Origin of the sequence: Rhodococcus aetherivorans (assembly GCF_025722975.1) — a bacterium.
GTDB lineage: Bacteria > Actinomycetota > Actinomycetes > Mycobacteriales > Mycobacteriaceae > Rhodococcus > Rhodococcus aetherivorans.
Window position 1 is genome coordinate 99,874 of sequence record NZ_CP106982.1, and the last position, 24,327, is coordinate 124,200.

The 24,327-nt window shown below is 68.5% G+C and carries 17 protein-coding genes and 2 pseudogenes; 11 read left to right on the forward strand and 8 right to left on the reverse strand.

Going from position 1 to position 24,327, the window contains the following annotated elements:
• Window positions 1-47 precede the first annotated feature (47 nt).
• Both OCS65_RS00530 and OCS65_RS00535 read right to left on the reverse strand, forming a co-directional pair.
• The gene (locus OCS65_RS00530; RefSeq protein ID WP_065923233.1) at window positions 48-1,379 is read right to left on the reverse strand and encodes a diguanylate cyclase domain-containing protein; all 1,332 of its coding nucleotides are present in this window, start codon (window positions 1,377-1,379) and stop codon (window positions 48-50) included.
• A 57-nt stretch (window positions 1,380-1,436) separates the two neighbouring features.
• Window positions 1,437-2,990 (reverse strand): succinic semialdehyde dehydrogenase, encoded by a 1,554-nt coding sequence (locus OCS65_RS00535; RefSeq protein WP_029546915.1) that lies wholly within the window; start codon window positions 2,988-2,990, stop codon window positions 1,437-1,439.
• 112 nt (window positions 2,991-3,102) lie between these two features.
• On the opposite strand from OCS65_RS00535, the gene OCS65_RS00540 reads away from it, so the two are divergent.
• On the forward strand, window positions 3,103-4,587 hold the full coding sequence (locus OCS65_RS00540) for an adenylate/guanylate cyclase domain-containing protein (RefSeq protein ID WP_029546914.1): 1,485 nt from the start codon (window positions 3,103-3,105) through the stop codon (window positions 4,585-4,587).
• A gap of 157 nt (window positions 4,588-4,744) precedes the next feature.
• On the opposite strand, the pseudogene OCS65_RS00545 reads toward OCS65_RS00540, so the two are convergent.
• Window positions 4,745-4,968 (reverse strand): annotated as a pseudogene (locus tag OCS65_RS00545) (type II toxin-antitoxin system Phd/YefM family antitoxin).
• Between OCS65_RS00545 and OCS65_RS29885 the strand changes: the two are divergent.
• The 3 genes from OCS65_RS29885 (at window position 4,963) to OCS65_RS00560 (ending at window position 7,403) form a co-directional block, all read left to right on the forward strand.
• Window positions 4,963-5,394, forward strand: a complete 432-nt coding sequence (locus tag OCS65_RS29885; RefSeq protein WP_420833223.1) for a transposase — start codon at window positions 4,963-4,965, stop codon at window positions 5,392-5,394. The pseudogene OCS65_RS00545 and the gene OCS65_RS29885 overlap by 6 nt on opposite strands.
• Window positions 5,369-5,890 (forward strand): DinB family protein, encoded by a 522-nt coding sequence (locus OCS65_RS00555; protein WP_231772179.1) that lies wholly within the window; start codon window positions 5,369-5,371, stop codon window positions 5,888-5,890. The genes OCS65_RS29885 and OCS65_RS00555 overlap by 26 nt, the downstream gene beginning before the upstream one ends.
• A 121-nt stretch (window positions 5,891-6,011) precedes the next feature.
• Window positions 6,012-7,403: a DUF7159 family protein gene (locus OCS65_RS00560; protein ID WP_231772180.1), complete on the forward strand. Its 1,392-nt coding sequence runs from the start codon at window positions 6,012-6,014 to the stop codon at window positions 7,401-7,403.
• A gap of 485 nt (window positions 7,404-7,888) precedes the next feature.
• Here the strand turns inward: OCS65_RS00560 and OCS65_RS00565 are convergent, their stop codons facing one another.
• Entirely contained in the window at window positions 7,889-8,167 is a 279-nt protein-coding gene (locus OCS65_RS00565) for a DUF4192 domain-containing protein (protein WP_251550025.1), read from the reverse strand.
• Window positions 8,168-8,602: 435 nt separating this feature from the next.
• Between OCS65_RS00565 and OCS65_RS00570 the strand changes: the two genes are divergently transcribed.
• The gene (locus OCS65_RS00570) at window positions 8,603-10,078 is read left to right on the forward strand and encodes a glyceraldehyde-3-phosphate dehydrogenase (RefSeq protein WP_102799200.1); all 1,476 of its coding nucleotides are present in this window, start codon (window positions 8,603-8,605) and stop codon (window positions 10,076-10,078) included.
• A 1,132-nt stretch (window positions 10,079-11,210) separates the two neighbouring features.
• On the opposite strand, the gene OCS65_RS00575 is transcribed toward OCS65_RS00570, so the two are convergent.
• Complete coding sequence (locus tag OCS65_RS00575; protein ID WP_065923236.1) at window positions 11,211-12,623, reverse strand: SLC13 family permease; 1,413 nt, start codon at window positions 12,621-12,623, stop codon at window positions 11,211-11,213.
• A gap of 318 nt (window positions 12,624-12,941) precedes the next feature.
• Complete coding sequence (locus OCS65_RS00580) at window positions 12,942-13,415, reverse strand: Lrp/AsnC family transcriptional regulator (protein WP_065923237.1); 474 nt, start codon at window positions 13,413-13,415, stop codon at window positions 12,942-12,944.
• Between the two features lie 258 nt (window positions 13,416-13,673).
• On the opposite strand from OCS65_RS00580, the gene leuC reads away from it, so the two are divergent.
• Genes leuC through OCS65_RS00600 form a run of 4 tightly spaced genes read left to right on the forward strand, consistent with a single transcriptional unit; the run spans window position 13,674 to window position 19,993 of the window.
• Window positions 13,674-15,077: a 3-isopropylmalate dehydratase large subunit gene (gene leuC, locus OCS65_RS00585; RefSeq protein WP_065923238.1), complete on the forward strand. Its 1,404-nt coding sequence runs from the start codon at window positions 13,674-13,676 to the stop codon at window positions 15,075-15,077.
• Window positions 15,078-15,082: 5 nt separating this feature from the next.
• A complete protein-coding gene (gene leuD, locus OCS65_RS00590; RefSeq protein WP_065923576.1) occupies window positions 15,083-15,700 on the forward strand; it encodes a 3-isopropylmalate dehydratase small subunit in 618 nt (205 codons plus the stop codon).
• Entirely contained in the window at window positions 15,693-16,454 is a 762-nt protein-coding gene (locus OCS65_RS00595; protein WP_065923239.1) for an RraA family protein, read from the forward strand. Before leuD ends, OCS65_RS00595 begins: the two co-directional genes overlap by 8 nt.
• 29 nt (window positions 16,455-16,483) lie before the next feature.
• Complete coding sequence (locus tag OCS65_RS00600; RefSeq protein ID WP_157127608.1) at window positions 16,484-19,993, forward strand: indolepyruvate ferredoxin oxidoreductase family protein; 3,510 nt, start codon at window positions 16,484-16,486, stop codon at window positions 19,991-19,993.
• 459 nt (window positions 19,994-20,452) lie between these two features.
• On the opposite strand, the pseudogene OCS65_RS00610 reads toward OCS65_RS00600, so the two are convergent.
• Window positions 20,453-20,761: pseudogene (locus tag OCS65_RS00610) on the reverse strand (transposase); the annotation flags it as partial.
• Between the two features lie 343 nt (window positions 20,762-21,104).
• Here OCS65_RS00610 and OCS65_RS00615 point away from each other — a divergent pair.
• Complete coding sequence (locus OCS65_RS00615) at window positions 21,105-22,943, forward strand: AMP-dependent synthetase/ligase (protein WP_263508423.1); 1,839 nt, start codon at window positions 21,105-21,107, stop codon at window positions 22,941-22,943.
• A gap of 19 nt (window positions 22,944-22,962) precedes the next feature.
• On the forward strand, window positions 22,963-23,340 hold the full coding sequence (locus OCS65_RS00620) for a DUF5313 family protein (RefSeq protein WP_050034306.1): 378 nt from the start codon (window positions 22,963-22,965) through the stop codon (window positions 23,338-23,340).
• Between the two features lie 105 nt (window positions 23,341-23,445).
• Here OCS65_RS00620 and OCS65_RS00625 read toward each other — a convergent pair whose 3' ends face one another.
• A complete protein-coding gene (locus OCS65_RS00625) occupies window positions 23,446-24,198 on the reverse strand; it encodes a FadR/GntR family transcriptional regulator (RefSeq protein WP_006931543.1) in 753 nt (250 codons plus the stop codon).
• Window positions 24,199-24,327: the final 129 nt, after the last annotated feature.

Below are 24,327 nucleotides of genomic sequence, written 5' to 3' on the forward strand. Positions count from 1 at the left end.
ACAGTAACCCCCGGCACCCGGATCCGTCGCGCGTCCACGGGCACAGGTCAGCCCGACGCGTAGCTCGGCTGCTCGGTGACGTCGCCGAGCACGACCAGCGTCGCGAGGGTGTTCTCCCACCGGATCCGGACGGCGCCGACCGTCGCCTGCACGACGGTCCCGTCCGGGCGGCCGAACTCGCACAGTTGCCCGGTCCGGTCGTGCAGCGAGCGGACGGTGACGGAACCGTCGGGCCACGTGCCGCCGGTGAAGATCTCGTGCAGCGCCCGGTTCTCCACGTCCTGGGCGTCGACGCCGAGCAGCGCCGCAAAGGTGGGATTGGCGTAGGCGATGGCGCCGCCGTCGCGCACGGCGATGATGGGGACGGGCAGCAGATCGAGGACGGCGGGCAGGGGCAGCGGCGCCAACCGATCCGGCAGGTGCGCCCAGGTCGCGGCCTTGGCCCGATACAGATCCATGTCGGCGTCGTGGTAGAGGTCCATGGGGTCGCTGACGACGCCCGCCGCGACCCCGAAGCTGACCGGCACGGGATTCGCGCGGACCATGTCCTCGAGCACCGCGCGCCCCTCCTCTTCGTCCGTGTCCGGGAGCACGACGAGGAATTCGTCGCCGCCGAGACGCGCCAGGATCCCGCCGCGCGGCACCTGCTGCGCCCACGCCCCGGCGGCGTCGCGGAGCAGTGCGTCACCCGCGGGATGCCCGTGCTCGTCGTTGAACGCCTTGAATCCGTCGACGTCGAGCAGGCCCAGGCAGACCCGGGTGCCGCGGTCGCGCGGCCGCGAGCGCAGTTCGAGGTCGAGACCCGCGCGGTTGCGCAGGCCGGTGAGCGGATCGCGGGTCGCCGCGTTCACCAGCAGCCGTCCCACGGCCCCGAAGATCGCCCCGGACCCGAGCAGGGCGGCGGCGACGATCACGTAACCGACCCACAGCAGGCGCGTCGGGGCGACGGCCGCGGCGCCGAGGGTCGCCGCGGTGAGCGCCCCGATCCACAGGACGGCCTGCCGCGGTGGCCAGAACGCCGAGAGATACATCGACAGGAACATCGATCCCATGACGCTGATGAGGATGCGGGAGGGATCGACGTGGAACGCGATCACCGCGGGCATCGCGACGACCGCGCACGCGGTGGCGGCGACGATGGGGGTGCGTCCCGGACGCCGTGGCGCCCACCGCAGGATCCCCAGCCCGGCGATGCCCAGCGCCAGCGCCGAGGCCATGCCGGCGAAGCTACCGGATCGGGCGATGGCCGGATCGAGCAGGGCTGCAACGATTCCTACCGCGACGAGCCCGGTGCTGACTGCCAGGTACCACACGAGCAGACGGCGCCGCTGGACCCGGAGGTTCTCCGTCGCACCGTGCAGCACCTGGCGATCGCCCACAGCCGGATTATCGCGTTCGTCGCACCGCGTGTTTCCGGCTCTGCGAAATGCCGGCCGTCACCGGCCCGGCAGCCACTGCATCGCCTTGACGAAGGGCGGCATCACCTTCGACCACAGCTTCGGCGGAACCCCACGGGGCCCACCGAGATTCATCACCCGGGTCGTCGCGATCGTCTGCGGCTCGGTGTACTTGATCAGGCCCTCGGCGCCGTGCCGGCGGCCCATACCCGAGATGCCCATGCCGCCCATCGGCGCGTCGGTGCTGCCCCACGCCGGCGCGTAGCCCTCGTCGACGTTGACGGTGCCCGCCCGCACCCGCGCCGCGATGGCCTCGCCCTGCGCCTTGGTGCCCGCCCACACGCTGGCATTGAGCCCGTACTCGGTGTCGTTGGCGCGACGGATCGCCTCCTCGACGTTGTCCACCGGGTACACCGACACGAGCGGACCGAACGTCTCCTCCCGGTAGCACTCGGCGTCCTCGGGGACGTCGGTGAGCACCGTCGGCTCGTAGAACAGGGGGCCGAGATCGGGCCGGGCCCGGCCGCCGGCAACGACGGTGGCGCCCTTGGCGACGGCGTCGTCGACGTGCCCGGAGACGGCCTTGACCTGGGTCTCGTTGACCATGCTGCCCATTTCGACGCCGTACTCGTAACCCGGCCCGAGGGTCATGTTCCGCACCCGCTCGCCGAGCATGCGGAGGAACTCGGGGGCGACGGACTTCTCCACGTAGATCCGTTCGATGGAGATGCACAGCTGCCCGGAGTTGGAGAAGCACGCCCGCACGGCCGCGTCGGTGACCTCACGCAGGTTCGCGCCGGCGGTGACGATCATCGGGTTCTTGCCGCCGAGTTCGGCGGAGAAGCCGATGAGGCGGCGGCCCGCCTGCTCGGCGAGGAGGCTGCCGGTCTGCGAGGAGCCGGTGAACATGAGGTAGTCGGCGTTCTCGACGAGGGCGGTGCCCACGACGGAGCCGGGCCCGGGCACCACGGCGAACAGGTCGCGCGGCAGGCCGGCCCGATAGAGCAGTTCGACGACGGCCAGCGCGCAGTAGGGGGTCTGGCTGTCGGGCTTGAGGACGACGGCGTTACCGGCGAGCAGGGCGGCGATCGCGTCGGAGACGGCGAGGGTCATCGGGTAGTTCCACGGTGCGATGACCCCGACGACGCCCTTCGGGTGGTAGCGCACGGTGGTCTTCGTCAGGCCGGGAAGCATGCCCGTGGCGCGGCGGGGACGCAGCAGCCGGGGCGCGGTGCGCGCGTAGTAGCGCGCGGTGAGGGCGATGTCGAGGACCTCCTCCTGCGCCGACGCGCGGGCCTTGCCGGTCTCGGCCTGGGCCATGTCCATCAGTTCTTCGCGGTGGGCCAGCACCAGGTCGTGGTAGCGGTGGAAGATCTCGGCGCGTTGCTCGACGGAGCGGCGTGCCCAGTCGACCTGCGCGACGCGGGCCCGCTCGAGGGCGGCCCTGGCGTCGTCGGCGGTGCCGATGGGAACCGTCGCGAGTTCACGACCGGTGAAAGCCTCCACGACCGAGCGGGTGGGACGGCTCGCTGCGTCCGGGATGGCGATGAGCTCGGCCAACCGTGCGAAGGTGGCGGCGCTGGGAGCAGGCATGTCATACCCCTACTGGTGAGTAGTTCTTGCAGTTACACCAACCTACCGCGCAGCGTGGTGCTTGTCACAGAGCGGGCTGTTCGCCGCCCGGCAGCCCCGCTAGCCTGAGGAGATGGACCCACCGGTCACCCGGTATCTTCCGCGCGACGGCCACGGCCTCGCGTACCAGGTGGTGGGTGAAGGCCCGGTGGACGTCGTGTGGTTCCTCGAGATCCAGACCCACCTGGACCTGATGTGGACCGACCCCCACCTGCACTACCTGATCGAACGCAACGGCACCTTCGGCCGCTCGGTGTACTTCCAGCGCCGCGGGATCGGGCTGTCCGATCCGCTGGACCGGGTGCCCAGCCTCGAGGAGCAGGCCGACGACGTGCTGGCCGTGATGGACGAGGTGGGGATGCGCCGGGCCACCCTCGTCGGCGTCGCCAGCACCTGTGGACCGCAGTGCCTCGTCGCCGCCCGCGCCCCGGACCGCGTCGCCGGCCTGGTCCTCGTCCAGCCGTTTGCCGAGCGTCTCCTCGGCGGCGACGGTGAGCCGCACGGATGGACGCCGGTGCGGCGGGCGGAGTTCGTCGACAACTGGCGGACCGTGGGCCGGGAGTGGGGTTCCGGGGCCTCGGTCCGGATGTGGGAGCACCACGCCGACAACCCCTACAACCGGCGGCTGATGGCGATGCTCGAACGCTGCTCCGCGACACCGACCACGACGCAGGCGCACCTCGAGTGGATCTTCCGGCTCGACTACTCCAGCGTCCTGCCGTCGATCCAGTGCCCGGCCCGGGTGCTGCTCCCGGCCGCCAGCCCCGTGCCCCGCGCCGCCGCCGAGTTCGTCGCGCGGCAGATCCCCCGCGGTTCGTTCCACCTGTTGCCGAACGCCCTGCCCGGCGCCTCGCTCGGGGAGGCGTGGCGGCCGATCCTCGACCACGTCGAGGAACTCGCCACCGGGATGCAGCATCCCGTCGACGCCGACCGCAGCCTCGCGTCGCTGCTGTTCACCGACATTGTCGGCTCGACGAAACTGCTCGCCCGTATCGGCGACGGCGCCTACCGCGACCTGCGCGCCGCCCACGAACGACGGGTCCGGGCCGAGGTGGAGCAGGCCGGCGGCCGGCTCGTGAAGGTCACGGGGGACGGGACGTTGAGCCTCTTCGACGGCCCGGCCGCGGCCGTGCGCTGTGCCGCGCGGATCCGCGACGACGCCCGCGGTCTCGGCATCGAGATCCGGGCCGGCGTCCACACCGGGACCGTCGAGCACGCCGGACCCGAGCTGACCGGATTGTCCGTGCACATCGGGGCGCGCATCGGCGCGACCGCCGGTCCCGGCGAGATCCTGGTCTCCCGCACCGCCCGCGACCTCGGCACCGGCTCGGGCCTGAGGTTCGCCGACCGGGGCCGGCACCGGCTCGCCGGGGTGCCCGGCCGATGGCAGCTGTACGCGCTCACCGACGCGATCACGGACCCGCCCCCGATCGCGCACCGGTCCCTCGACCTGTCCGTGCTCGACCGGGCCGTGCTCCGCACCGCCCGGCGCGCACCGCAGGTGCTGCGGGCGGTCGCGGCTCTCGCCCACGCCCGGCAGCACCGGCAGGCGCGGTGAGCGTGGACCGGAAGACCACGATCACCCGTGCGTGACCCTCGTGTGAATCAGCAGGCGAGGTCTCGGTGGCGGGCTCGGCCTGCCAGGCTTCGGTTGTGATGAGGCCGGAACCGGGACGGCGCTACCGATCCGGTTCCCCAAGATCCGGCCCTGCGAGTCAGCACTGAGCAGGATCGCCGTCGGCGGCCGCGAGCGACTCGGCGGTGCCGGGCGAGACAGCCAGTAGATCGTTTCCTGCAGTGATTCCAGATCGTCGACCGACATCAGGACCGCGGCCGGTTTGCCGTGCCGGGTGATCGTGATGATGTCGTGCGTGGCTTCGTCGCTGTCGACCAGCGCCGAGAGCTTGTCCTCGGCTTCGCCGAGCGGCACCTCGTGCACGAATATTGCCCTCATGCGCACCCGGTAGCAGGATGTGGGCGACACCGCGCCCCGCCGCCGCCCAAACGGCTGGTCCCCGAACGCCGAACCGTACGGAGCCGTTGTCGTGCGTTATTCAACGAAGACCATCGGTCAGTTCCGGATGGTCTCGACGACCTCGCCTCACTCGGACGCACCCTGCACCGACGCAGAGCCGACGTGCTCGCCTGCGTCGACCACCGCGCCTCGAACGGACCCACCGCGGCGATCAACGCCCGACTCGAAGCACTGCCCCGTCACGCCCTCCGATTCGGCAACCCGACCCCCACCGGATCCCGTCACTGCCGCACTGCGGCAACCTCACCCGCGCGATCGAGGCACTCCAGGACCGGAAGAGCCCGTACAGCGGCACCATGGGGCCATGGACACCGCGCCGGAACCCGCTGAACCCGACACTCGCGACTGGACCTTCGTGCTCGACCGAGGGTGCCCCGAGTGCGGGTACACGCTGCACGATCCGGCCACGACCGGTCAACGCTTGCGCGCCGGCGTGCCACGCTGGCAGGCCGTGCTGCGACGGCCGAACGTCGCCGAGCGTCCCGCTCCGAGGGTGTGGTCGACGCTCGAGTACGCCTCCCACGCGCGCGACCTCATCGCCGTCCTCGGACAACGAGTGCGGGCGATGATCACCGAGGACACCCCGACGTTCGCCGATTACGACGGCGAGGCCGAGGCGATCCGCCGGCGGTTCTGGGCGGCAGATCCCGCCGCCGTGGCCCGGCAGATCGCGTCACGCACCGACGAGACCGTCAAGATCGTCGAGGGCGTCGAGGACTGGCGGCGCGACGGCCTGCGCAGCGACGGCCGCCGGTTCACCGTCGCGCAGTTGTGCCAGTATCTGCTGCACGACGTCGAGCACCATCTGCACGACGTCGCGGGCTGATCCGGCCGAGCCGCGTAGTGGTGGGGTCCAGGACCGAGCGGCGCGGCGGTGGTGTACCGGCAGCACCGAGCCGACCGGCTCCGTGCGCGCGACCCGTGACCGAACCGTTATAGTCGGCGTCATGACGTCGGTTCTCGGTGTGTCGGTCGGGGCCAGCGCTGTGCGCTTCGCGTGCCGCGACACCGAGAGCCCCCACGGTCCGCTCTTCCGATCACGGTCGGTGACCGCGACCCTCGAACGGCCGGGAGACCCGGCCGCCGCATCCCTCGACACGGTGCTCGCCGAAACCGACGAGATCGACGAGGCCCAGGCCATCGGCGTCGCGTACCGGAACCAGGCGCAGGCCGGTGCCGTCCAGGCCGCGATGACCCGACTCGAGATCGGCCACTTCCACTTGGTCCCCGAAGTGACGGCCGCGCTCGAGAGGCTGGAGACGTCCGGGGATCTCGGCGACCACGAGACGCTCGTGTTCTACGACCTCGGCAGTTCCGGCCTCACCGTCACCGTCGTCGACCGCCCCACCGGGCTCGTGCTGAGCACCGCACGCTCGGACCGGATCAGCGGCGACCTCCTCGACCGGCTGATCTACCACCATCACCTGGAACTGCACCGCTTCACCACGCCGGCCGACCCGGCAGCACAGCTCGCCCTCACCGCCCGGTGCCGCGACGCGAAGGAGCAGCTGTCCACCCACGGCGCGGTGTGCATGCCCGGGGAGGGCGGTCTGCTGCTGCTCTCCCAGGACAGCTTCGATTCGCTCATCGACGGCCCCGTAAAAGCCTCGGCCCACCTCACCCGGGAGGTCATCCGCCGCTCCGGCCGCACTCCCGACGCCGCGGTGCTCCTCGGCGGCGGTGCGCACATCCCGCTGGTCACCTCCGTGATGCAGTCCCGGCTCGACCTCCCGGTGATCGTGCCCGCACAACCCGAACTCGTCGCGGCCGAGGGTGCGGCGCTGCTGGCCCGCCCCGCCACCGGCGAGGCGGGCGGCACGGTGATGTCCCCGACAACGGCACCCGCGCCCCACCAGACGAGCAACACCGTCGACACCCGGCACACCGTCGAGACGACCGCACCGCCGCGGACACCTCGACGCCTCCTCCTCGCCGGCAGCGTCGTCACCGTCGTCGCGGCGATCGGCCTCGGCACCGGCCTCGGCACCGACCTGCTGCAGGGTTCCGAGCGGGACGCACAGCCCACCGCCCCGCCACCGCCCACTACGACCGCGGACGTGGCCCCGCCCCCGGAAGCCGCCCCGCCGGTGGTCGACACGCAGCCGACGATCCCCGCACAGACCGAAGCGCGCACCACGAACCCGCCGCAGACACACAATCCGCCCCAGCCCCCCGCCACCCCCCGGACGCAGAACAGTGCGCCGGCCGACACATCGGCTCCGCCACCCCCACCGGAACCAGCCCCCCTCATTCCCGGTCTCCCGCAGTACCAACTGCCCACACTTCCCCCACCCCCGCCGCTCCCCCTACCGGAACTGCCCCCGATACCCGGACTCTGAACCCCTCGAGCCCACACACCATCGACATGTTCTGAGGCGTGACGCTTGGTCCTTGCTCGACGGCAGGCCGGTGAGCCCCCACCAGGTGTGGTGGATAAGCACGATTACCCACCACTCATGTTGCGGTGCAGCAGAGTTGGACGGAACGACGGGCGAGGAAGGTGCCATGGTGCCTGTGCCCGCTTGGCGTGGGAACACGGGTTCGGGACCGGGACCGTCCCAGCCGATCAATCCGGCCGGATCGGCGGCAGCGAACAGCGCCACGACGGCATCTTTGCTGGTGCCGTCCGGCGACCGACCGGCGATCGGATCGAGGTGGTGTTCGTGCTGGAGGTGCGAGACGTGGCGACCGTACGCGCCCGGTTGTGCTGGACGCGGTAGTGGTGGCGCCCACGTCATTCCGGCTCGTGCCGGAACGACGTTCCTACGCCACGGGCGAGGCCCCCGGAACCAGGGATTCCGGGAGCCTCGCCTGTGTTGCGCTGTCAGAGGCAGTCGTTGCCGGGCGCGGGCAACTCGACCCCGAAGTCGCGTCGCATGATCCCGACTCCCGTGCCGGACAGGGTGCGCAGCTTCGTCGGGTGCAAGCCGACCTCGAGTGCCTGCTCGACAAGGCCGAGCAGGCGCGTGTCGGACAGCGGATGCAACGCCGCTTCCTCGCGGGCGGCGTCGAACGCGCACCCTGCGTCCGGTCCCTGGACGTCGACGTAGGCGAAGACCCGGCAACCGTCAACGCTGCCACTCGCCCCGCTCTTCTTCGCCATGGTCGCGGAGGGTGCGCACATGCGCCTTCCCGCGTGCGCCCGCTGGAACGTGACCGAATCCGATCCACCAGGATGTGACCTGCGTCCGCACCGCAGCGAGGGGGAGTATCGGCCTCTGCTTGCTTGCTGCTGTGCGCCGCCGCCGCTCACTCACAAGAAGCCTCCTCCTGCTGCTACTGATGGATAGGACAGCAGGTTGTCCGTGGCATTCTTCGCGTGAGGCGGCAGGTCCACGCCCCCGGGACGGTTTCGGCGACCGGCTTGTCGATCCGAGGGAGCGCTTCCATATGCTTGGTGTTGCGCACGTCCTGATCGGCGTCGGTCGTGAACTGTTCCACCGATCCGGAACGCTGACCGGCGAGTGACGTGCGTCTCGTCCGGGCCGGCATCCAACCACCGGACGTGTCCCACGAGCCGGAAAGGCAGAGGAGCACAGTGAGCACAGCAGAATTGGCACAGTGGAACTCCGAGGAGGCTCTTGCGGAAGCGATGATCCCGATCATCGGTGGCTTACACCGCACGCGCTCGGTGACCATTCTGCTTCACAGCCGCTCCCTGGTGAACAAGTCGGTCATCAGCATCCTGCGAACCCATCGTTTCGCCCGACAGATCAGCGGCGACGAGCTGTCCGTCGAAGAGACGTTCCCTTTCCTCGAGGCACTGACGCATCTCGACCTCCGGCCCTCCAAGATCGATCTCGGACTGCTGGTGATGAACTACCGGGCGAACGGCGACGGAGTGTCGATCCCTGAGTTCGTTGCACGCAGTCTTGCCGAACTGGCCGGTACCGCTCCGACGTCTCCGCAGCCGCAGGATGTGATCCTGTACGGATTCGGGCGCATCGGTCGACTGGTGGCTCGACTCCTGATCGAAAAGGCCGGCTCGGGAAATGGGTTGAACTTGCGCGCCGTGGTGGTCCGAAAGGGAGGTAGTGACGACCTGACCAAGCGCGCCTCGCTGCTGCGTCGCGACTCGGTCCACGGGCAGTTCAACGGCACGATCAAGGTCGACCCAGAGAACAACACCCTGATCGCCAACGGCAACGTCATCAAGTTCATCTACAGCAACGATCCGACGAGCGTCGACTACACCGAGTACGGCATCGACAACGCCATCCTGATCGACAACACCGGGATCTGGCGCGACCGCGACGGGCTGTCGCAGCACCTCCGCCCGGGGGTGGCCAAGGTGGTGCTCACCGCGCCCGGCAAGGGCGACGTGCCCAACATTGTGCACGGCGTCAATCACCGCGACCTCGACCCGACCGAGAACATCGTCTCGTGCGCATCGTGCACCACCAATGCCATTGTCCCGCCACTGAAGGCCATGGACGACGAGTTCGGTGTCGCGCGAGGCCACGTCGAGACCGTGCACTCCTTCACCAATGACCAAAACCTGCTGGACAACTACCACAAGGCCGATCGGCGCGGCCGATCGGCGCCCTTCAACCTCGTGCTCACCGAAACAGGTGCCGCGTCGGCCGTGGCGAAGGCGCTTCCCGGCCTTCAGGCAAGGATCACCGGTAACTCGATCCGCGTACCCACCCCGGACGTCTCCGTCGCCATCCTCCACCTTCAGCTGGGGCGTGAGACCACCAAAGATGAAGTGCTCGAACATCTTCGTCAGGAATCGCTGACAGGCGCACTGAGTCGGAATCTCGACTACACCGCGGCAACCGACGCCGTGTCCAGCGACTTCATCGGTTCACGCGCGGCATGCATCATTGACGCCAACGCGGCAATCGTCGACGGTGACACCGCCATTCTCTACGTCTGGTACGACAACGAGTTCGGTTACTCATGCCAGGTGGTGCGTACCGTCCAGTACCTCTCGGGCGTGGAGTACGCCGTCTACCCCGTCACGGGCAGCGCTGCCGTGGAGCCGGTCGGTTCGCCTGCCACTGCCCAGTGACATCGCACCTGCGAGGGGTCGTCTACGGGGTGAATGCCGTGGCAGCAGCGGTATGGGACCGAATCGTGGAGAGTTCTTCTACGGCACCACGAGCGTCTACCGGGCTGAATCGGGCAGGCACGTCCTGACGGACGAACTGTCGCCTGTCACGTACTGGCGATTCACGGTTCCGGAAGGCGAACCGCCGAAGGACTCCCACGCCACGGTCGAGCCGCGCTGCACGTGCATCCGTTCGAGGACTTCAACGGCCGAGCGGTCCGGGTGAGGGTCGCCGAAGCGATGCGGCGGCTGGATTTCCCGTTCTCGAGCTCAGCGTCGAACGGGACACCGCCCCACATGCCCGGTATGTGGCGGCGCTGCGGGAGTGGGATCAGCACCGGTCATTGGCTCTGCGGTGCGAATTCTGGCGGGACGTTCGTTTCGCATCGTCGGACGATCAGGACTGAGGGCCCTGCCTGCGACGCAGCATCGAGCCGGGGGGTAGGGGTGCCGCCGGTGAGCTCCGGTCGAACATGAGGGACAAGCACGCACAGCCGGGTTCGATCGAGGACGAACGCGGCTGTGCTGCGGGCTGAGCCGAGTACCTCGACTACAAAGCGGAACAAGCGCCTCCCGAGTGCGAAGACCCCGAGGCGGCGGTGTCGAACCGAAGGCCCGGCCCGCCTCGACGCAAAGCTGCATGCGTGGCGTGCACGCAATGCACTCATGCTTCCGCCAGCGCGTTCGATCCCTCCCGTCGGGACACCGGCACCCTCCCTGGTACAGGGATGATCCAGTTCCGTCCGTGGAAGCACCGACTGGAAGTCCGTCCGCGGAAGACGAGAAGGGCCGGTTCGTACTGTGCAGTCCCCTGCAAGGCGCAGTCCGAACCGGCCGCCCTGCAGTGTCGCACGCTCGGTCGAGAGCGGCCCGAGATCGAACATGAGAAACCCCGCCGGAGAGAGTTTGGGGGGCAACTCCGGCGGGGCCTCGTTGACCGTCACGATGCCGGTGCGACCGATGCCGACGAGAAAGACTCTCGGTGATCTCACCGACCCTCGGCGCAGCCACCTGCGGCGGGGTGAGTGGCTCCGCTGAAATTCGGAGGACCGGTGTCCGCTTCGAAGCGGACACCGGTCCTTTTGCTTGGATCTCAGAGTGATGTGGGGAGTACGACGAGAAGCCAGGCCAGGATCGGGGCGACCAGGACGATGTAGCCGGTGTACTTGAACAGCGTGCGCTGGAATTTCTCCCGGTCGGGGACCTGGGCATTGGCAAGCACCATGACCCCATTGCTCGACAGCGGACTGACATCGACGATGACAGCGGCGAAGGAGACCGCGGCGACGAATCCGACGAGGCCGAGATCGCCCATCAGCAGCAGGGGCGCGGCGAGCGGCAGGACGATGCCGAGGGTGCCGATGGACGATCCCACGGCGGAGACCGCTGCGACGGCGTAGCAGAGGACCAGGGCGGTGAGCATCGGGGAGCCCAGTGATGCCGCCGCGTCTCCGAGGAATCCGATGGTGCCGTTCTCTTTCAGCACGCTCATGTAGGTGAGCATGCCGCAGACGAGGAGCACTGCGGACCAGGTGACGTTGTTGACGGCCGGCTTGTGCTTGTTCGGCGCCAGAACGAGCAGTACGGCGGCGATGACCATAGAGCACACGCCGACGTCGATCTGGAACACGGCCGAGCCGACGAGCAGCGCGACCATGCCGAGCAGGGTCAGGACCCGCAGCGGGGTGAAGCCGGTGGATTCGATCTCGTCGAGCCGGTCGGGGGTGGGCTGCGGTGACCCGGTGGTCACGGCCATCGGGCCGGCACCGGGCCGAGCGGACACCGCGTGCTGACCGGCGGCGGCTCCCGCGGTGACGAGCTCGCCTCCACGCGGCTGCGGAGCGGGGCCGCCCGCGACAGTGGGGTGGTCGGCGCCGGTGAGGTCGTCAAGGTCGATCGTCTGATCGTCGGAGCGAAGCAGGTCGCGGCCGCGCACGAGGAACAGTGCCAGTGCGAGCAGGAAGCTAAGGCCCAGAGGGATCAGGTATAGCGCTAGTGGGTTGGAGGGCAGTCCGGCGGACTGCAGCCAGCCGTTGGTGAAGGCGCCGTAGACGGTGATCGGTGAGAAGGCTGCGCCGAGGACGCCGTGGCTGATCATCATGCCCATCAGCAGCGGGTCGATCTTGTAGCGTTTGGCGATCGGCATGGCGATCGGCGCGAGCATGCCGACCGCCAGGACGGATCCCATGGTCATCAGTCCGGCGCCGAGGAAGAACATCAGCCAGACGATGGCCCAGCGCTTGCCGCGGACGAGTTTGAGCGATCCGGCGACGATCAGGTCGACGGTGCCGTTCACCCGTGCGATCCCGAACAGCAGCGTGATGCCGACGATGATGGTGAAGATGCTTCCGGGGAAGAAGCCGAAGATGTCGTCGAGCGCTATGCCGGAGAGCCAGCCTCCGACGACGAAGGCCGCGGCGAAGGCCAGGACGCCCATGTTGATGGGTGTCATGGTGCCGATCGCGAACAGTGCTATCAACGCCGCGATCGAGATGAAGTACAGCATCGGAGGTAACCCTTTCGGTGGTGGCTCGGCTGTGCCGAGCACGCCTGCCGGTTCGAGCCGGTGGCGGCCGATCCTGGACGGGTCGCGGTTACATGGCGTGGTTGCGGCACCGTCACTCGCGGCTATTGAAAGGTGATGGCAGTCACAGAAGCAAGCCGCCTTCGGAGAAGGCGTCCAGGTGCTCAACACATGCAGGAAAGCCGGCAAGAGATTGAGCCGATTGCTCAGGATTTCCATGCGTCCGGAGACTTGTGCTCATCTTTGAAACCCCCGCTGAGCCAAGGGCTTGAAAAGGCTCCGCTCGGCGCCGGGTCGTGGTCAGCGTTCGGCGCGAAGCTTTTCGACGATGGGGATGGTCCGCGGCCAGATCCGCCGGCTCAGCACGATCTCCGAGCGGGTGCGCAGTACGCCCTCGGTTTTCATCACCGCCTGAAGCACTTCCTCGAAGTGGGCGTTGTCCCGGGCGACGAAGCGGCACAACAGGTCCCCTTCACCGGAAACGGTGTTGGCCTCGATCAGTTCGGGGATCGCGGTCAGCCGGTCGAGGGTTTCGTTGACCTGACTCTGGGCGATGTGCACGTGCACGAACGCCATGACGGCATACCCGAGTGGGGCGAGATTGATCTGCGGGCGCCAACTGACCACGACGCCGGCCTTTTCGAGTTTGGTGATGCGCGCCTGAGCGGTGTTGCGGGCGATATTCAGACGCCGGGAGTACTCGCGCACGCCGGCGCGAGGCTCTTCGACGATGAGCCGCAGGATGTCGAGATCGAGCTTGTCGAAGCCGTCCACGGGGTTACTCCCATCACTAGGGGCGGAATTGGTCCAGGTGCGCATACGGTCCACCGAAGCGGCGAACAGATTGAGCACTTGGTAGTTCTTTTCGGGCGGGTATTCACCTTACGGCATTGATATGCGTATGTTCTGGGTCACACGGAGCGCGCCGGGGCCATTCGTCGAGGCCGACCATCGAACTGGTCCCCGCGTCCGCGCCGGGGGCGACACTGCCCCACCGGCGGCTTCGAACAAGTGGAGGGAACAGGCCTGGCTATGGGCTACACGCTTGCGGACAAGATCTGGAACAGCCACCTCGTGCGCTGCGCCGAGGGCGAGCCGGATCTGATCTACATCGACATGCACTTGCTACACGAGGTCAACACTCCGGTCGCGTTCGCGAATCTGCGAGCGGCCGGGCGAACGGTACGCAGACCGGAGCTGACGCTCGGCACGGTCGATCATCAGAACCCGACCGACGATGTGCTGCGCGAGCTCACCGATCCGGCGGCGGCCCTGCAGATCGGTCACATGGAACGCAATTGCCAGGATTTCGGCGTCGAGTTGTACGGACTCGGTGACGCCGCCCGCGGAATTGCCCACGTGATCGGCCCCGAACTGGGGTTGACTCAGCCGGGCATGACGCTGGTGTGCTGCGACTCGCACACCAGCACCCACGGCGCCTTCGGCGCCCTGGCCTTCGGGATCGGCACCAGCCAGGTCGAGCACGTCCTGGCCACCCAGACGTTGCCGATGAATCCGATGAGGAACATGCGTGTGGTGGTCGACGGCCGGCTGCCGGCCGGTGTGACCGCCAAGGACCTGATCCTGGACATCATCGCCCGGATCGGCACCGCCGGCGGGCAGGGCCACGTCATCGAGTACCAGGGCGAGGCGATTCGTGCCCTGTCGATGGAAGGCCGGATGACGGTGTGCAACATGTCCATCGAAGCGGGCGCCCGCGCCGGACTGATCGCTCCCGACGAGGTGACCATCGAATACCTGCGGGGACGCCCGCATGTGCCCACCGGCGCGGCCTTCGACACCGAAGCCGCCTACTGGCGCACGTTCTACTCCGACGACGACGCGGTGTTCGACAAGGAGATCCACCTCGACGCCGGCACGGTTTCTCCGCGCGTATCATGGGGCACCACTCCGGCGCAGACCGTTCCGCTCGACGGCCGCGTCCCCGAACCGGACTCGTTCCTCGACCCGGGTGCCCGTGCCGCGGCCGAACGGGCCCTGACCTACATGGATCTGAAGCCCGGCACCGCCATGCGTGAGATCGAGATCGACGCGGTGTTCATCGGCTCGTGCACCAACGGCCGGATCGAGGACCTGCGGGAAGTGGCCGCGGTGTGGCAGAACCGCCGTATCGCCCCCGGTGTCGAGGTCTTCCTCGTCCCCGGTTCGGAAGCGGTACGGGCCCAGGCGATCACCGAAGGTCTCGACGAGATCTTCACCGCTGCCGGAGTCGACCTGCGCTACTCCGGGTGTTCGTTGTGCGTGGCTCTCAACGAGGACCGCCTGCGCCCCGGACAGCGGGCCGCCTCGACGAACAACCGCAACTTCGAGGGACGGCAAGGGCGAGGGACCCGCACCCATCTGGTCTCTCCTGCCGTGGCCGCCGCCAGCGCCGTCACCGGCCGGCTCACCGCTCCCACCGATCTCGAGGACTGATGACGATGGACACGTTCACCGAACACACCGGAACCGGGGCGCCGCTGCGGATCTCCGACGTCGACACCGACCAGATCATCCCGGCCCGGTTCTGCGCCGGGGTGACCACGGACGGGCTCGCCGACGCACTGTTCGCCGACTGGCGCAGCAATCCCGACTTCGTCCTCGAGCAGCCGGCCTATCGCGACGCCACCGTCCTGGTCGCCGGCGAGGACTTCGGCACCGGCTCGTCCCGGGAGTGGGCGGTGTGGGCTCTGCAGGGCTACGGGTTCCGCGTGGTCATCGCGCCGCGGTTCGGGGATATCTTCCGCGGCAACGCACTGAAGAACGGGCTGCTGACCGTCGAGGTGCCTCAGGACGTCGTCGACCGGATCTGGAAGGACCTCGAGAACCACCCGGAGGTGCCGGTCACCGTCGATCTGGTACGCCTGCAGATTAGCGTCGGCGACACCGTATACCGGTTCCACCTCGACGAGCACACCCGAGGGCGGCTGCTCCACGGCTACGACGACATCGGTCTGACCCTCGTCCATGCGGCCGACATCGACGCATACGAGTGCCGCCGCCGACCCACCCTGCCCACCGCCCGCCGCATCGACCGGCAGGAGGCTCGACATGGCTGAGCCGGCAACCCGGATGCCCGGCGCGATCTCCCCCGAGAAGATCCACACCACCGCCATCCCTCGCCACAATGAGAACTTCTCGGCCCGGTTGCTGGCCGTCCCCGACACCGCCTCGGCCGTCGCCGATGCTCTGGACGAACTGGGGCTCGGCGCCGACATCGACGTGGACACCCTGCAGCCCCTCGTTCCCACCGGACGCGTGTGCGGACCGGCCGTCACCGTGCGCTACGTACCGCTCGGCGGTGATCCGAGCAGCAATCGCCGCAACGGGGAAGGCACCGTCTTCGGGGACCGCGACCTGTACGGTCTCGGCCGCCCCGGCGACATCGCCGTGATGGACTGCTCCGGCTCCCGCTCCGGCGCGGTGATGGGGGCCCTGTCGGCGCGGTGGGCCGTCAAGGCCGGTATCGCCGGCTGCATCGTCGACGGAGCGATACGCGACACCGCCTCGATTCTCGACACCGGTCTGCCGGTGTGGAGCGCGGCACGCCGCCCCGCCGCCGCCCGCTACCGCTACGAGACGGTCCAGCTCAACGGACCGGTCTGTCTCGGCGGCCACCAGGTCCATCCCGGCGACTACCTCGTCGCCGACCGCGACGGCATCTGCATCATCCCGTTCTTCGACGTCCCCCAGGTGGTCGAGCACTGCGAACGCGCTCACCTCGCCGAAACCGCGTTCATCGACCGCATCGATGCGGCCCCCTCTGTCGAAGACCTTGTCGCCGGGCTCGGCTCGGGCGCCACCCCGGCCTGATCGGGCGACCCATCCTCGAAGGAATCACCTTGTCTACCACCGTGCACACTCCCGTGTCCGACTTCTCGCTCGACGATCGCTACGTTCTCGACGACGGCACGGTCTACCTGACCGGCATCCAGGCCCTGGTGCGGACCTTGCGCGACCGGGCGATCCTCGACCGCCGCCACGGTCGGCGCACCGCCTCGTTCGTCTCCGGCTACGAGGGCTCTCCGCTGGCCGGCTACGACCTCGAGATCGCCCGCAAGAAGAAGATCCTGGACGGTTTCGACATCGTGCACCGGCCGGCGGTCAACGAAGAGCTCGCCGCCACCTCCGTGCTCGGCACCCAGATGGCCCCGCAGGTGGGCCGGATGCGCACCGACGCGGTGACCGGCTACTGGTACGGCAAATCGCCCGGCCTCGACCGTGCCTCGGACGCCATCCGTCACGCCAACCTCGTCGGCACGGATCCGCGTGGCGGCGCCGTCGCCTTGGTCGGCGACGACCCCGGTGGGAAGTCCTCGAGCCTGGCCTGCGCCTCCGAGGTAGCCATGGCCGATCTGCTGATCCCCACCTTGTACCCGGCCGATCCGCAGGAAGTCCTCGACTACGGACTGCACGCACCGTTCCTGTCCCGCTTCACCGGGCTGTGGTCGGGGCTGAAGATCGTCACCGCCGTGGCCGACGGGGCCGGCACCGCCGTGGTGCACCCGGACCGGATCGACCCCAGTTTCGGCGACCTGGGCCCGAGCACCTACACCCCCAGCGCCCACCTGGTCGGACCGAACCTGCTGACCCTCGAACGCAGCCAACTGCACGATCGACTACCGCGGGCCCTCGAGTACGCGCGCATCAACCACCTCAACCGCATCGTGTGCTCCGGACCGGACGATCGCATCGGCCTGGTCACCTCCGGCAAGACGTACCTCGACCTGCGCGAAGCGCTCACCGTCCTCGGACTCGACGAAACCGACCTGCGCCGCTTCGGTATCCGCATCCTCAAACTCGGGATGATCTATCCCGTCGATCCGCAGATCGTGCACACCTTCGCCGACGGCCTGACCGAGATCATCGTCGTCGAGGAAAAACGTGCGTTCCTCGAAACCGCCCTTCGCGACATCCTCTACCGTCGCCCCGACGCGCCGCTGGTGCTCGGCAAGACCGACCCGACCGGAAAGCCGCTGGTCAACGCCTTCGGGGAGCTCGACGCCGATCTGATCGCCGGCGCTCTGGCGCGCCGTCTCGGCGGCGAATACGAGATCGAACCGGTCCAGCGCTGGCGCGAACGACCCCAACGGTCGCGGATCGTGTTGCCGCTGCTGGCCCGCACCCCCTACTTCTGCTCCGGCTGCCCGCACAACTCCTCGACCAAAGTGGCCCCGGACACCCTCATCGGCGGCGGCATCGGCTGCCACGCGATGGTGATGATGATGGACGACAAGCAGGTCGGCGACGTCATCGGCCTGACCCAGATGGGCGGGGAAGGCGCCCAGTGGATCGGTATGGCCCCGTTCCTCGAAGAGGATCACTTCGTGCAGAACGTCGGCGACGGCACGTTCATGCACTCCGGCAGCCTCGCGCTGCGCGCCGCCGTCGCCTCGGGCGAGAACATCACCTACAAACTGCTCTACAACGCCACCGTCGCCATGACCGGCGGACAGGACCCGGTGGGCGCCATGCCGCTCGACCGGATCACCCGCCTGCTGCTCGCCGAAGGCGTGCGCAAGATCGTCGTCACCACCGAGGACCGCACCCGGATCAAGGCCCTGCGTCTGCCCCGCGGGGTCGACGTGCGTGACCGCGACGAGCTCGTGCAGGTCCAGCAGGAACTGGCCACCGTGCCCGGTGTGACCGTGCTGATCCATGACCAGGAATGCGCCGCCGAAAAGCGGCGCAAGCGCAAGCGCGGCACGATCGACACCCCCACCACCCGGGTGATGATCAACGAACGCATCTGCGAAGGCTGCGGCGACTGCGGCGAGAAGTCGAACTGCCTGTCGGTGCATCCGGTCGAGACCGAGTTCGGTCGCAAGACCACCATCCACCAGTCCTCGTGCAACCTCGACTACTCGTGCCTGAAAGGCGACTGCCCGTCGTTCGTGACCATCACCCCCGGCCCGGTCGAGCAGCGCACCCCGGTGCCGGACATCACCACAGGCCTGATCAGAGACCCTGAATTCACCTCAATGGAAGGCGAATTCGGAATGCGCATCCTCGGTGTCGGCGGCACCGGTGTCGTCACGGTCTCGCAGATCCTGGCCACTGCCGCGGTGATCGACGGCAAGTTCGTGCGCAGCCTCGACCAGACCGGCCTGGCGCAGAAGGGCGGCGCGGTCGTCTCCGACCTCAAGCTCGGCCCTCACCCCTTCGAGCAGGGCCCGAAGATCGGTCAGGGCCGGTGCAACCTGTACCTGGCGTGTGACTCGCTGGTGGGCACCGACCCGACCAATCTGAAGGCCGCCGATCCGGACACCACGATCGCGGTGGTCTCGACCACCGAGATCCCGACGGGGCAGATGGTCGTCGACACCTCGGTGCACTTCCCCGGGCTGGGCACGATCCGCACCGCCGTCGACGGTGCCACCCGCCGCGCCGTCTATCTCGACCCGGCCACCCTGTCGCGCGAGTTGTTCGGCGACGAGCAGTACACCAACATGCTCCTAGTCGGTGCCGCCTACCAGACGGGGGTCCTGCCGATCGCCGCCCACGCGATCGAACGCGCCATCACCCTCAACGGCGCCGCCGTCGATGCGAACCTGCAGGCCTTCCGCCGCGGCCGCCAGGCCGTCGCCGACCCTGAGGCACTCGCCGTCGCGATCGAAGCCAACCGTCGCGCCGTGTTCACCCCCGCCCCGCCGTCGGCTCGGGCACTGCATATCGCCGCCAACGTCCGCGCCGAAGACGGCTCAGAACTGGCCCGTCTCGTCGCCCTACGCACCGCCGACCTGATCGACTACCAGGACAGCACCTACGCAACCGAGTACGCACTCTTCGTCGAACGAGTCCGCGCCAGGGAGGCCGTCGCAGTCGACGGATCGACGACCCTGGCCGAGACGGTCGCACAGAACCTCTACAAGCTCATGGCCTACAAGGACGAATACGAGGTCGCTCGCCTGGCACTCGACCCCGCCTTCGACGCCGCGGTGACAGACACCTTCGGCACGAGCGCCAAGCGAGCGGTGCGGTTGCACCCGCCGCTGCTGCGTGCGATGGGCATGAAGAACAAGCTCTCGCTCGGCTCATGGGTCAACCCCGGATTCAAGACCCTGCATCGCATGCGGCGCATCCGCGGCACCAGGCTCGACATCTTCGGCTACCACCGCATCCGGAAGATGGAACGCGCCCTGATCGACGAATACCGCACCGTCATCGAAACCCTGCTGCAGGACCTGACCCCCGCCATCCTGGCCGCCGCCGTCGACATCGCCGCCCTGCCCGACATGATCCGCGGATACGAGCAGATCAAGGTCGCCAACGTCGAGGCCTACCACCGGCGACTGACCGAACTGCTGGCCGCCTACCCGAACCAGGATGCGGTGATCGCGCCAGCCTGCTGATCGCACGCTCACCCCCCCACAGCGTGGACTCTCGTGGGGCCCGGCAACGAGCTGGGCCCACAAGGGGCCGCGGACCAACGAAAGGTATCTCGTGACTACCCCGGAACCGATCCTGCTGATCGACGGTGCCCGCCGCCAATGCACGGTGGCCTTCGCGCGCGCACCAGGTGGTGAAGGCCCGCCACGCCGAGGCGTAGGTGCGGCGGGTGCCGGCGGCCCGGGCCGACGCCACCGACTCCGCGATCCGCGCCGCCGCGGCAGGTGCGAGGTCCGGCAGCGCCGGCTCCAAAGCCCCCTCCACCGTCTCGACCGCTGCGAGAGGTCCGTCTGTTGCTGGTTCCGGCTGGTGGTCCACGGTCGGGCACGGTACCGGAGGCCTCCGACACCGTCCCGGCGACCGAAAGTGTGCTCACCTCGGGGTTCGTCGGAATAGCTGCGTAAATGGCAATTTTCAGCACCATCCGGTTGGTCGTAGACCGAATGCAGCAGGGTCTTCGTCGTCCCCGCAAGCGGGCGGTATCCCTAGGCCACGACGACCTCGGCGTGACAGCCGCGAAGTTCTTCGCGCAGGGGTGCAGCACCTCTGCCACAAGTCGCCGGGCAGGGTCGCTCCGATCGCCGACGTCAGCCTGCGAGGGCATCGGAGGTCACCCCCTTCACCCCGGTCAGCCCGCGGTCGACCAGGGATCGGGAAGAGGTCGGCCAGCCAGCCCCGTCCTCGGCGGAAGTGGCATCCAAACCCAGGATCTCGCGGTAGCCGTTGACGTTGCCTGGACGTTCTGGCTCGTCCCCGCAACGACAAGCCCGCCGAGACCGTCACCGACCCTGCCGAGGAGGTGAGACTGGCCTTGACTGCATGACCCATCGAGGAGTCACGCGACGACGTCGCACAGCCGGCACCGGCTCGCCGGGGTGCCCGGCCGATGGCAGCTGTACGCGCTCACCGACGCGATCACGGACGCGCCCCCGATCGCGCACCGCAGGTACTGCGGGCGGCCGCGGCTCGCCCCACGCCCGGCAGCACCGGCAGGCGCGGTGAGGGTGGACCGGACGCCGGAACGAACAGGCGAAACCCTCCCCACGGTTCGTGCGGCCTTCCTAGACTCGGGGTATGACAGCGCTGCGAATCTCCGACGAACCCGTCGACCACTCGAAGATCGAGAAGCGGGCACCGTCGGTGGCTCAGCTCTTCCTCGATCGTGTCGCGGCCAGCCCCGGCACGGAGGCGTTCCGGTTCCCGAAGGACGACGGCTGGCAGAGCGTGACGTGGCAGCAGGTCGGTGACCGTGTCCGCCTGCTCACGGCCGGGCTGATCGCGCTCGGCGTCGAGCCCGAGGACCGTATCGCGCTGGCGTCGTCGACCCGGTACGAGTGGGTGATCGTCGACCTCGCGGTGATGTGCGCGGGCGCCGCGACCACGACGGTCTACCCCACCACCAAGGCTCCCGACGTGGGGTTCATCGTGTCCAACTCGGGCAGCCGCGTGGTCGTCGCCGAGGACAGGACGCAGGTCGACAAGCTCGTCGAGCAGCGCGCACAGCTGCCGCACGTGCAGCAGGTGGTGGTGATCGACGGCCCCGGGGACGGGGACTGGGTGATCACCCTGGCCGACCTCGAGGAGCGGGGCAGGCAGCTGATCGCGGAGTCGCCGAACGTCGTCGAGGATCGGGTCCGGGAGATCCGGCCGGAGCACCTCGCCACTCTCATCTACACGTCCGGCACCACCGGCAAGCCCAAGGGCGTGCGGCTGCCGCACTCGGCGTGGACGTACACCGCCGCCGCCGTCGATGCCCTCGGCATTCTCGGCCCGGACGATCTGCAGTACCTGTGGTTGCCCCTGTCGCACGTGTTCGGCAAGGTGCTGCTGAGCCTGCCCCTGCAGGTGGGCATGCCCACCGCCATCGACGGCCGGGTCGAGAAGATCGTCGAGAACCTCGCCGTCGTGCGGCCGACCTTCATGGGCGCGGCCCCACGCGTCTTCGAGAAGGCCCACGCGCGCATCGAGGCGATGATGGAGGAGGAGGGCGGCGCCAAGAAGAAGATCTTCGACTGGGCCGTCGGGGTCGGAACGCGGGTCTCGAAGGCCAAGCAGGAGGGCCGCAACCCGTCGCTGCTGGACCGGTTGCAGTACAAGGTCGCCGACAAGCTCGTCTTCTCCAAGATCCGGGAGCGGTTCGGCGGCCGGCTGAGGTTCTTCGTCTCCGGGTCCGCCCCGCTGGACCGCGAGGTCGCACAGTGGTTCGATGCCGTCGGCATCATCGTCCTCGAGGGGTACGGGCTGTCGGAGACCTCCGCCGCGACGTTCCTCAACCGGCCGCTCGCCTACCGCTTCGGCACGGTCGGCTGGCCCTTCCCGGAGACCGAGGTCAAGATCGCCGAGGACGGGGAGATCCTCATCAAGGGTCCCGGTGTGATGAGCGGTTACCACGATCGTCCCGACGCGGACGCCGAGGCGTTCGAGGACGACGGCTGGTTCCACACCGGCGACATCGGCGAGGTGGACTCCGACGGGTTCCTGCGGATCACCGACCGCAAGAAGGACATGTTCAAGACCTCGCAGGGCAAGTACGTCGCGCCCTCCGCCATCGCCGCGACCTTCAAGGGCCTGTGCCCGTACGCGAGCGAGATCATCGTCCACGGCGAGGGCCGGCCGTACTGCGTGGCGCTGGTGGGCCTCGATCCGGAGGCGATCCACGAGTGGGCCCAGAAGAACGGCATGGGCGACAGGTCGTTCGCGGAGATCGCCCGGGACGAGAAGACCCGTGAGCTGATCGCCGGGTACATCGACCAGCTCAACGAGCAGCTCAACCGATGGGAGGAGGTCAAGAAGTTCACCATCATCGACCGCGAGCTGTCGGTCGAGGCCGGGGACCTCACGCCGAGCATGAAACTGCGCCGCAAGATCGTCATCGACAACTTCTCCGACCGGCTCACCGGGCTGTACGGATAGGCGGCCTATCCTCGGATACATGACGAGTAGTGCGCGACCGAATTTTACCCAGTACGTCGGATACCTGTTCGGCCGCACGCTCCCCGACTCGCTCCAGGACTGGGTCCGCAACGACCTCGTCGGGCCCGGCGCGACGATGCGTTACCTCGTGCGGTTCACCCTGCCGATCGTGCCGTTCCTGGCGCTGTTCCTGCTCATCCCCGGGCCGGTGTGGATTCCGCTGGCGATGATGGCGCTGCTCTTCATCCCGCTGGTGTACTTCGCGATCGCCCTGATGCAGATCTGGCGGCGGCACCGCCTGGAGCAGCACGGCCTCGACCCCAACCTGCTCGGTGAGAAGGCGCGGGTGCGGGCCGACCGCGAACGCAACGAGTACGAGCGGCGATTCGGGCGCTGAGCCGAGCGGGAGTTTCCTGCGCCGAGGGGGCCGCTACGTAGCGCCCCACTCGCATGTCGGCGCGGCAACCTCCCCCTCGACGCGGTGCCCTGGGAGCACGGGGTCCTAGGACAGCACCTCGACGAGCGTGGTCGCCGAGTCACCCGTCATGTACCGCTCGACGCTGTCGAGGTGCCTGCGCCAGAACGCTTGCGCCGCCTCGGCATCGTCTCCTCGCAGCAACGTGACGAGCTTGCGGTTGGCGCGCAACGCCGCGGACGCCCCGGGGCGTTCCGCCGAATCGGCGCGCGTGGACAGATACAGCGCATTGTGTGCGTCCATGATGTCGAGCAGCATCCCCGCGAGCGCCGCCATCGTCTGGTTCCCGGCGAGTTCCATCACCGCCCGGTGCACCTCGGTGTCGTACTTGGCGAAGGCGGCGGGGTCGTCGAGGAGTTCCTCGCCCCGCTCGACCAGTTCGGCGAGCGTGTCGATGCGCCCGGCGGGGGCGGCGGCGAGCAGGCCGACGGCGTCCACCTCGAGTTCGGTGCGGGCGCGGTAGACGTCGGCCAGCGGGACACCCCGGTACTGCAGCAGCAGCCCGGTGTAGCGGGCGGCGGTCGAGCCGTCCGGCGCCTGCACGCGGGCACCGCCGTGGGCGCCGCGCAGGACGGTGATGATGCCTTCCGACTCGAGAATGCGGAACGCCTCCCGCAACGTGGGCCGGGAAACGCCGAAGCGTTCCATCAGTGCGGCCTCGTTCGGCAACGGCTCGCCGGCGTGCAGTTCCCCGGTGATGATCTGGCGGCGCAGGCTCGCGGCGATCAGTTCACCTGCCTTGGGCACGCGAACGACCGTCGAGCTTCCGTCGAGTGGCATTTCACCGTCCTGTGTGCGTCATCCATCCCAGCCCCGATGGCACTTAGGATACAAGAATCTACCGGTTTGAAATCTAAAGAGGCAGATGATCTGTCTCTATCTGTCCCACGCCGAGTGGACGCCGTCACC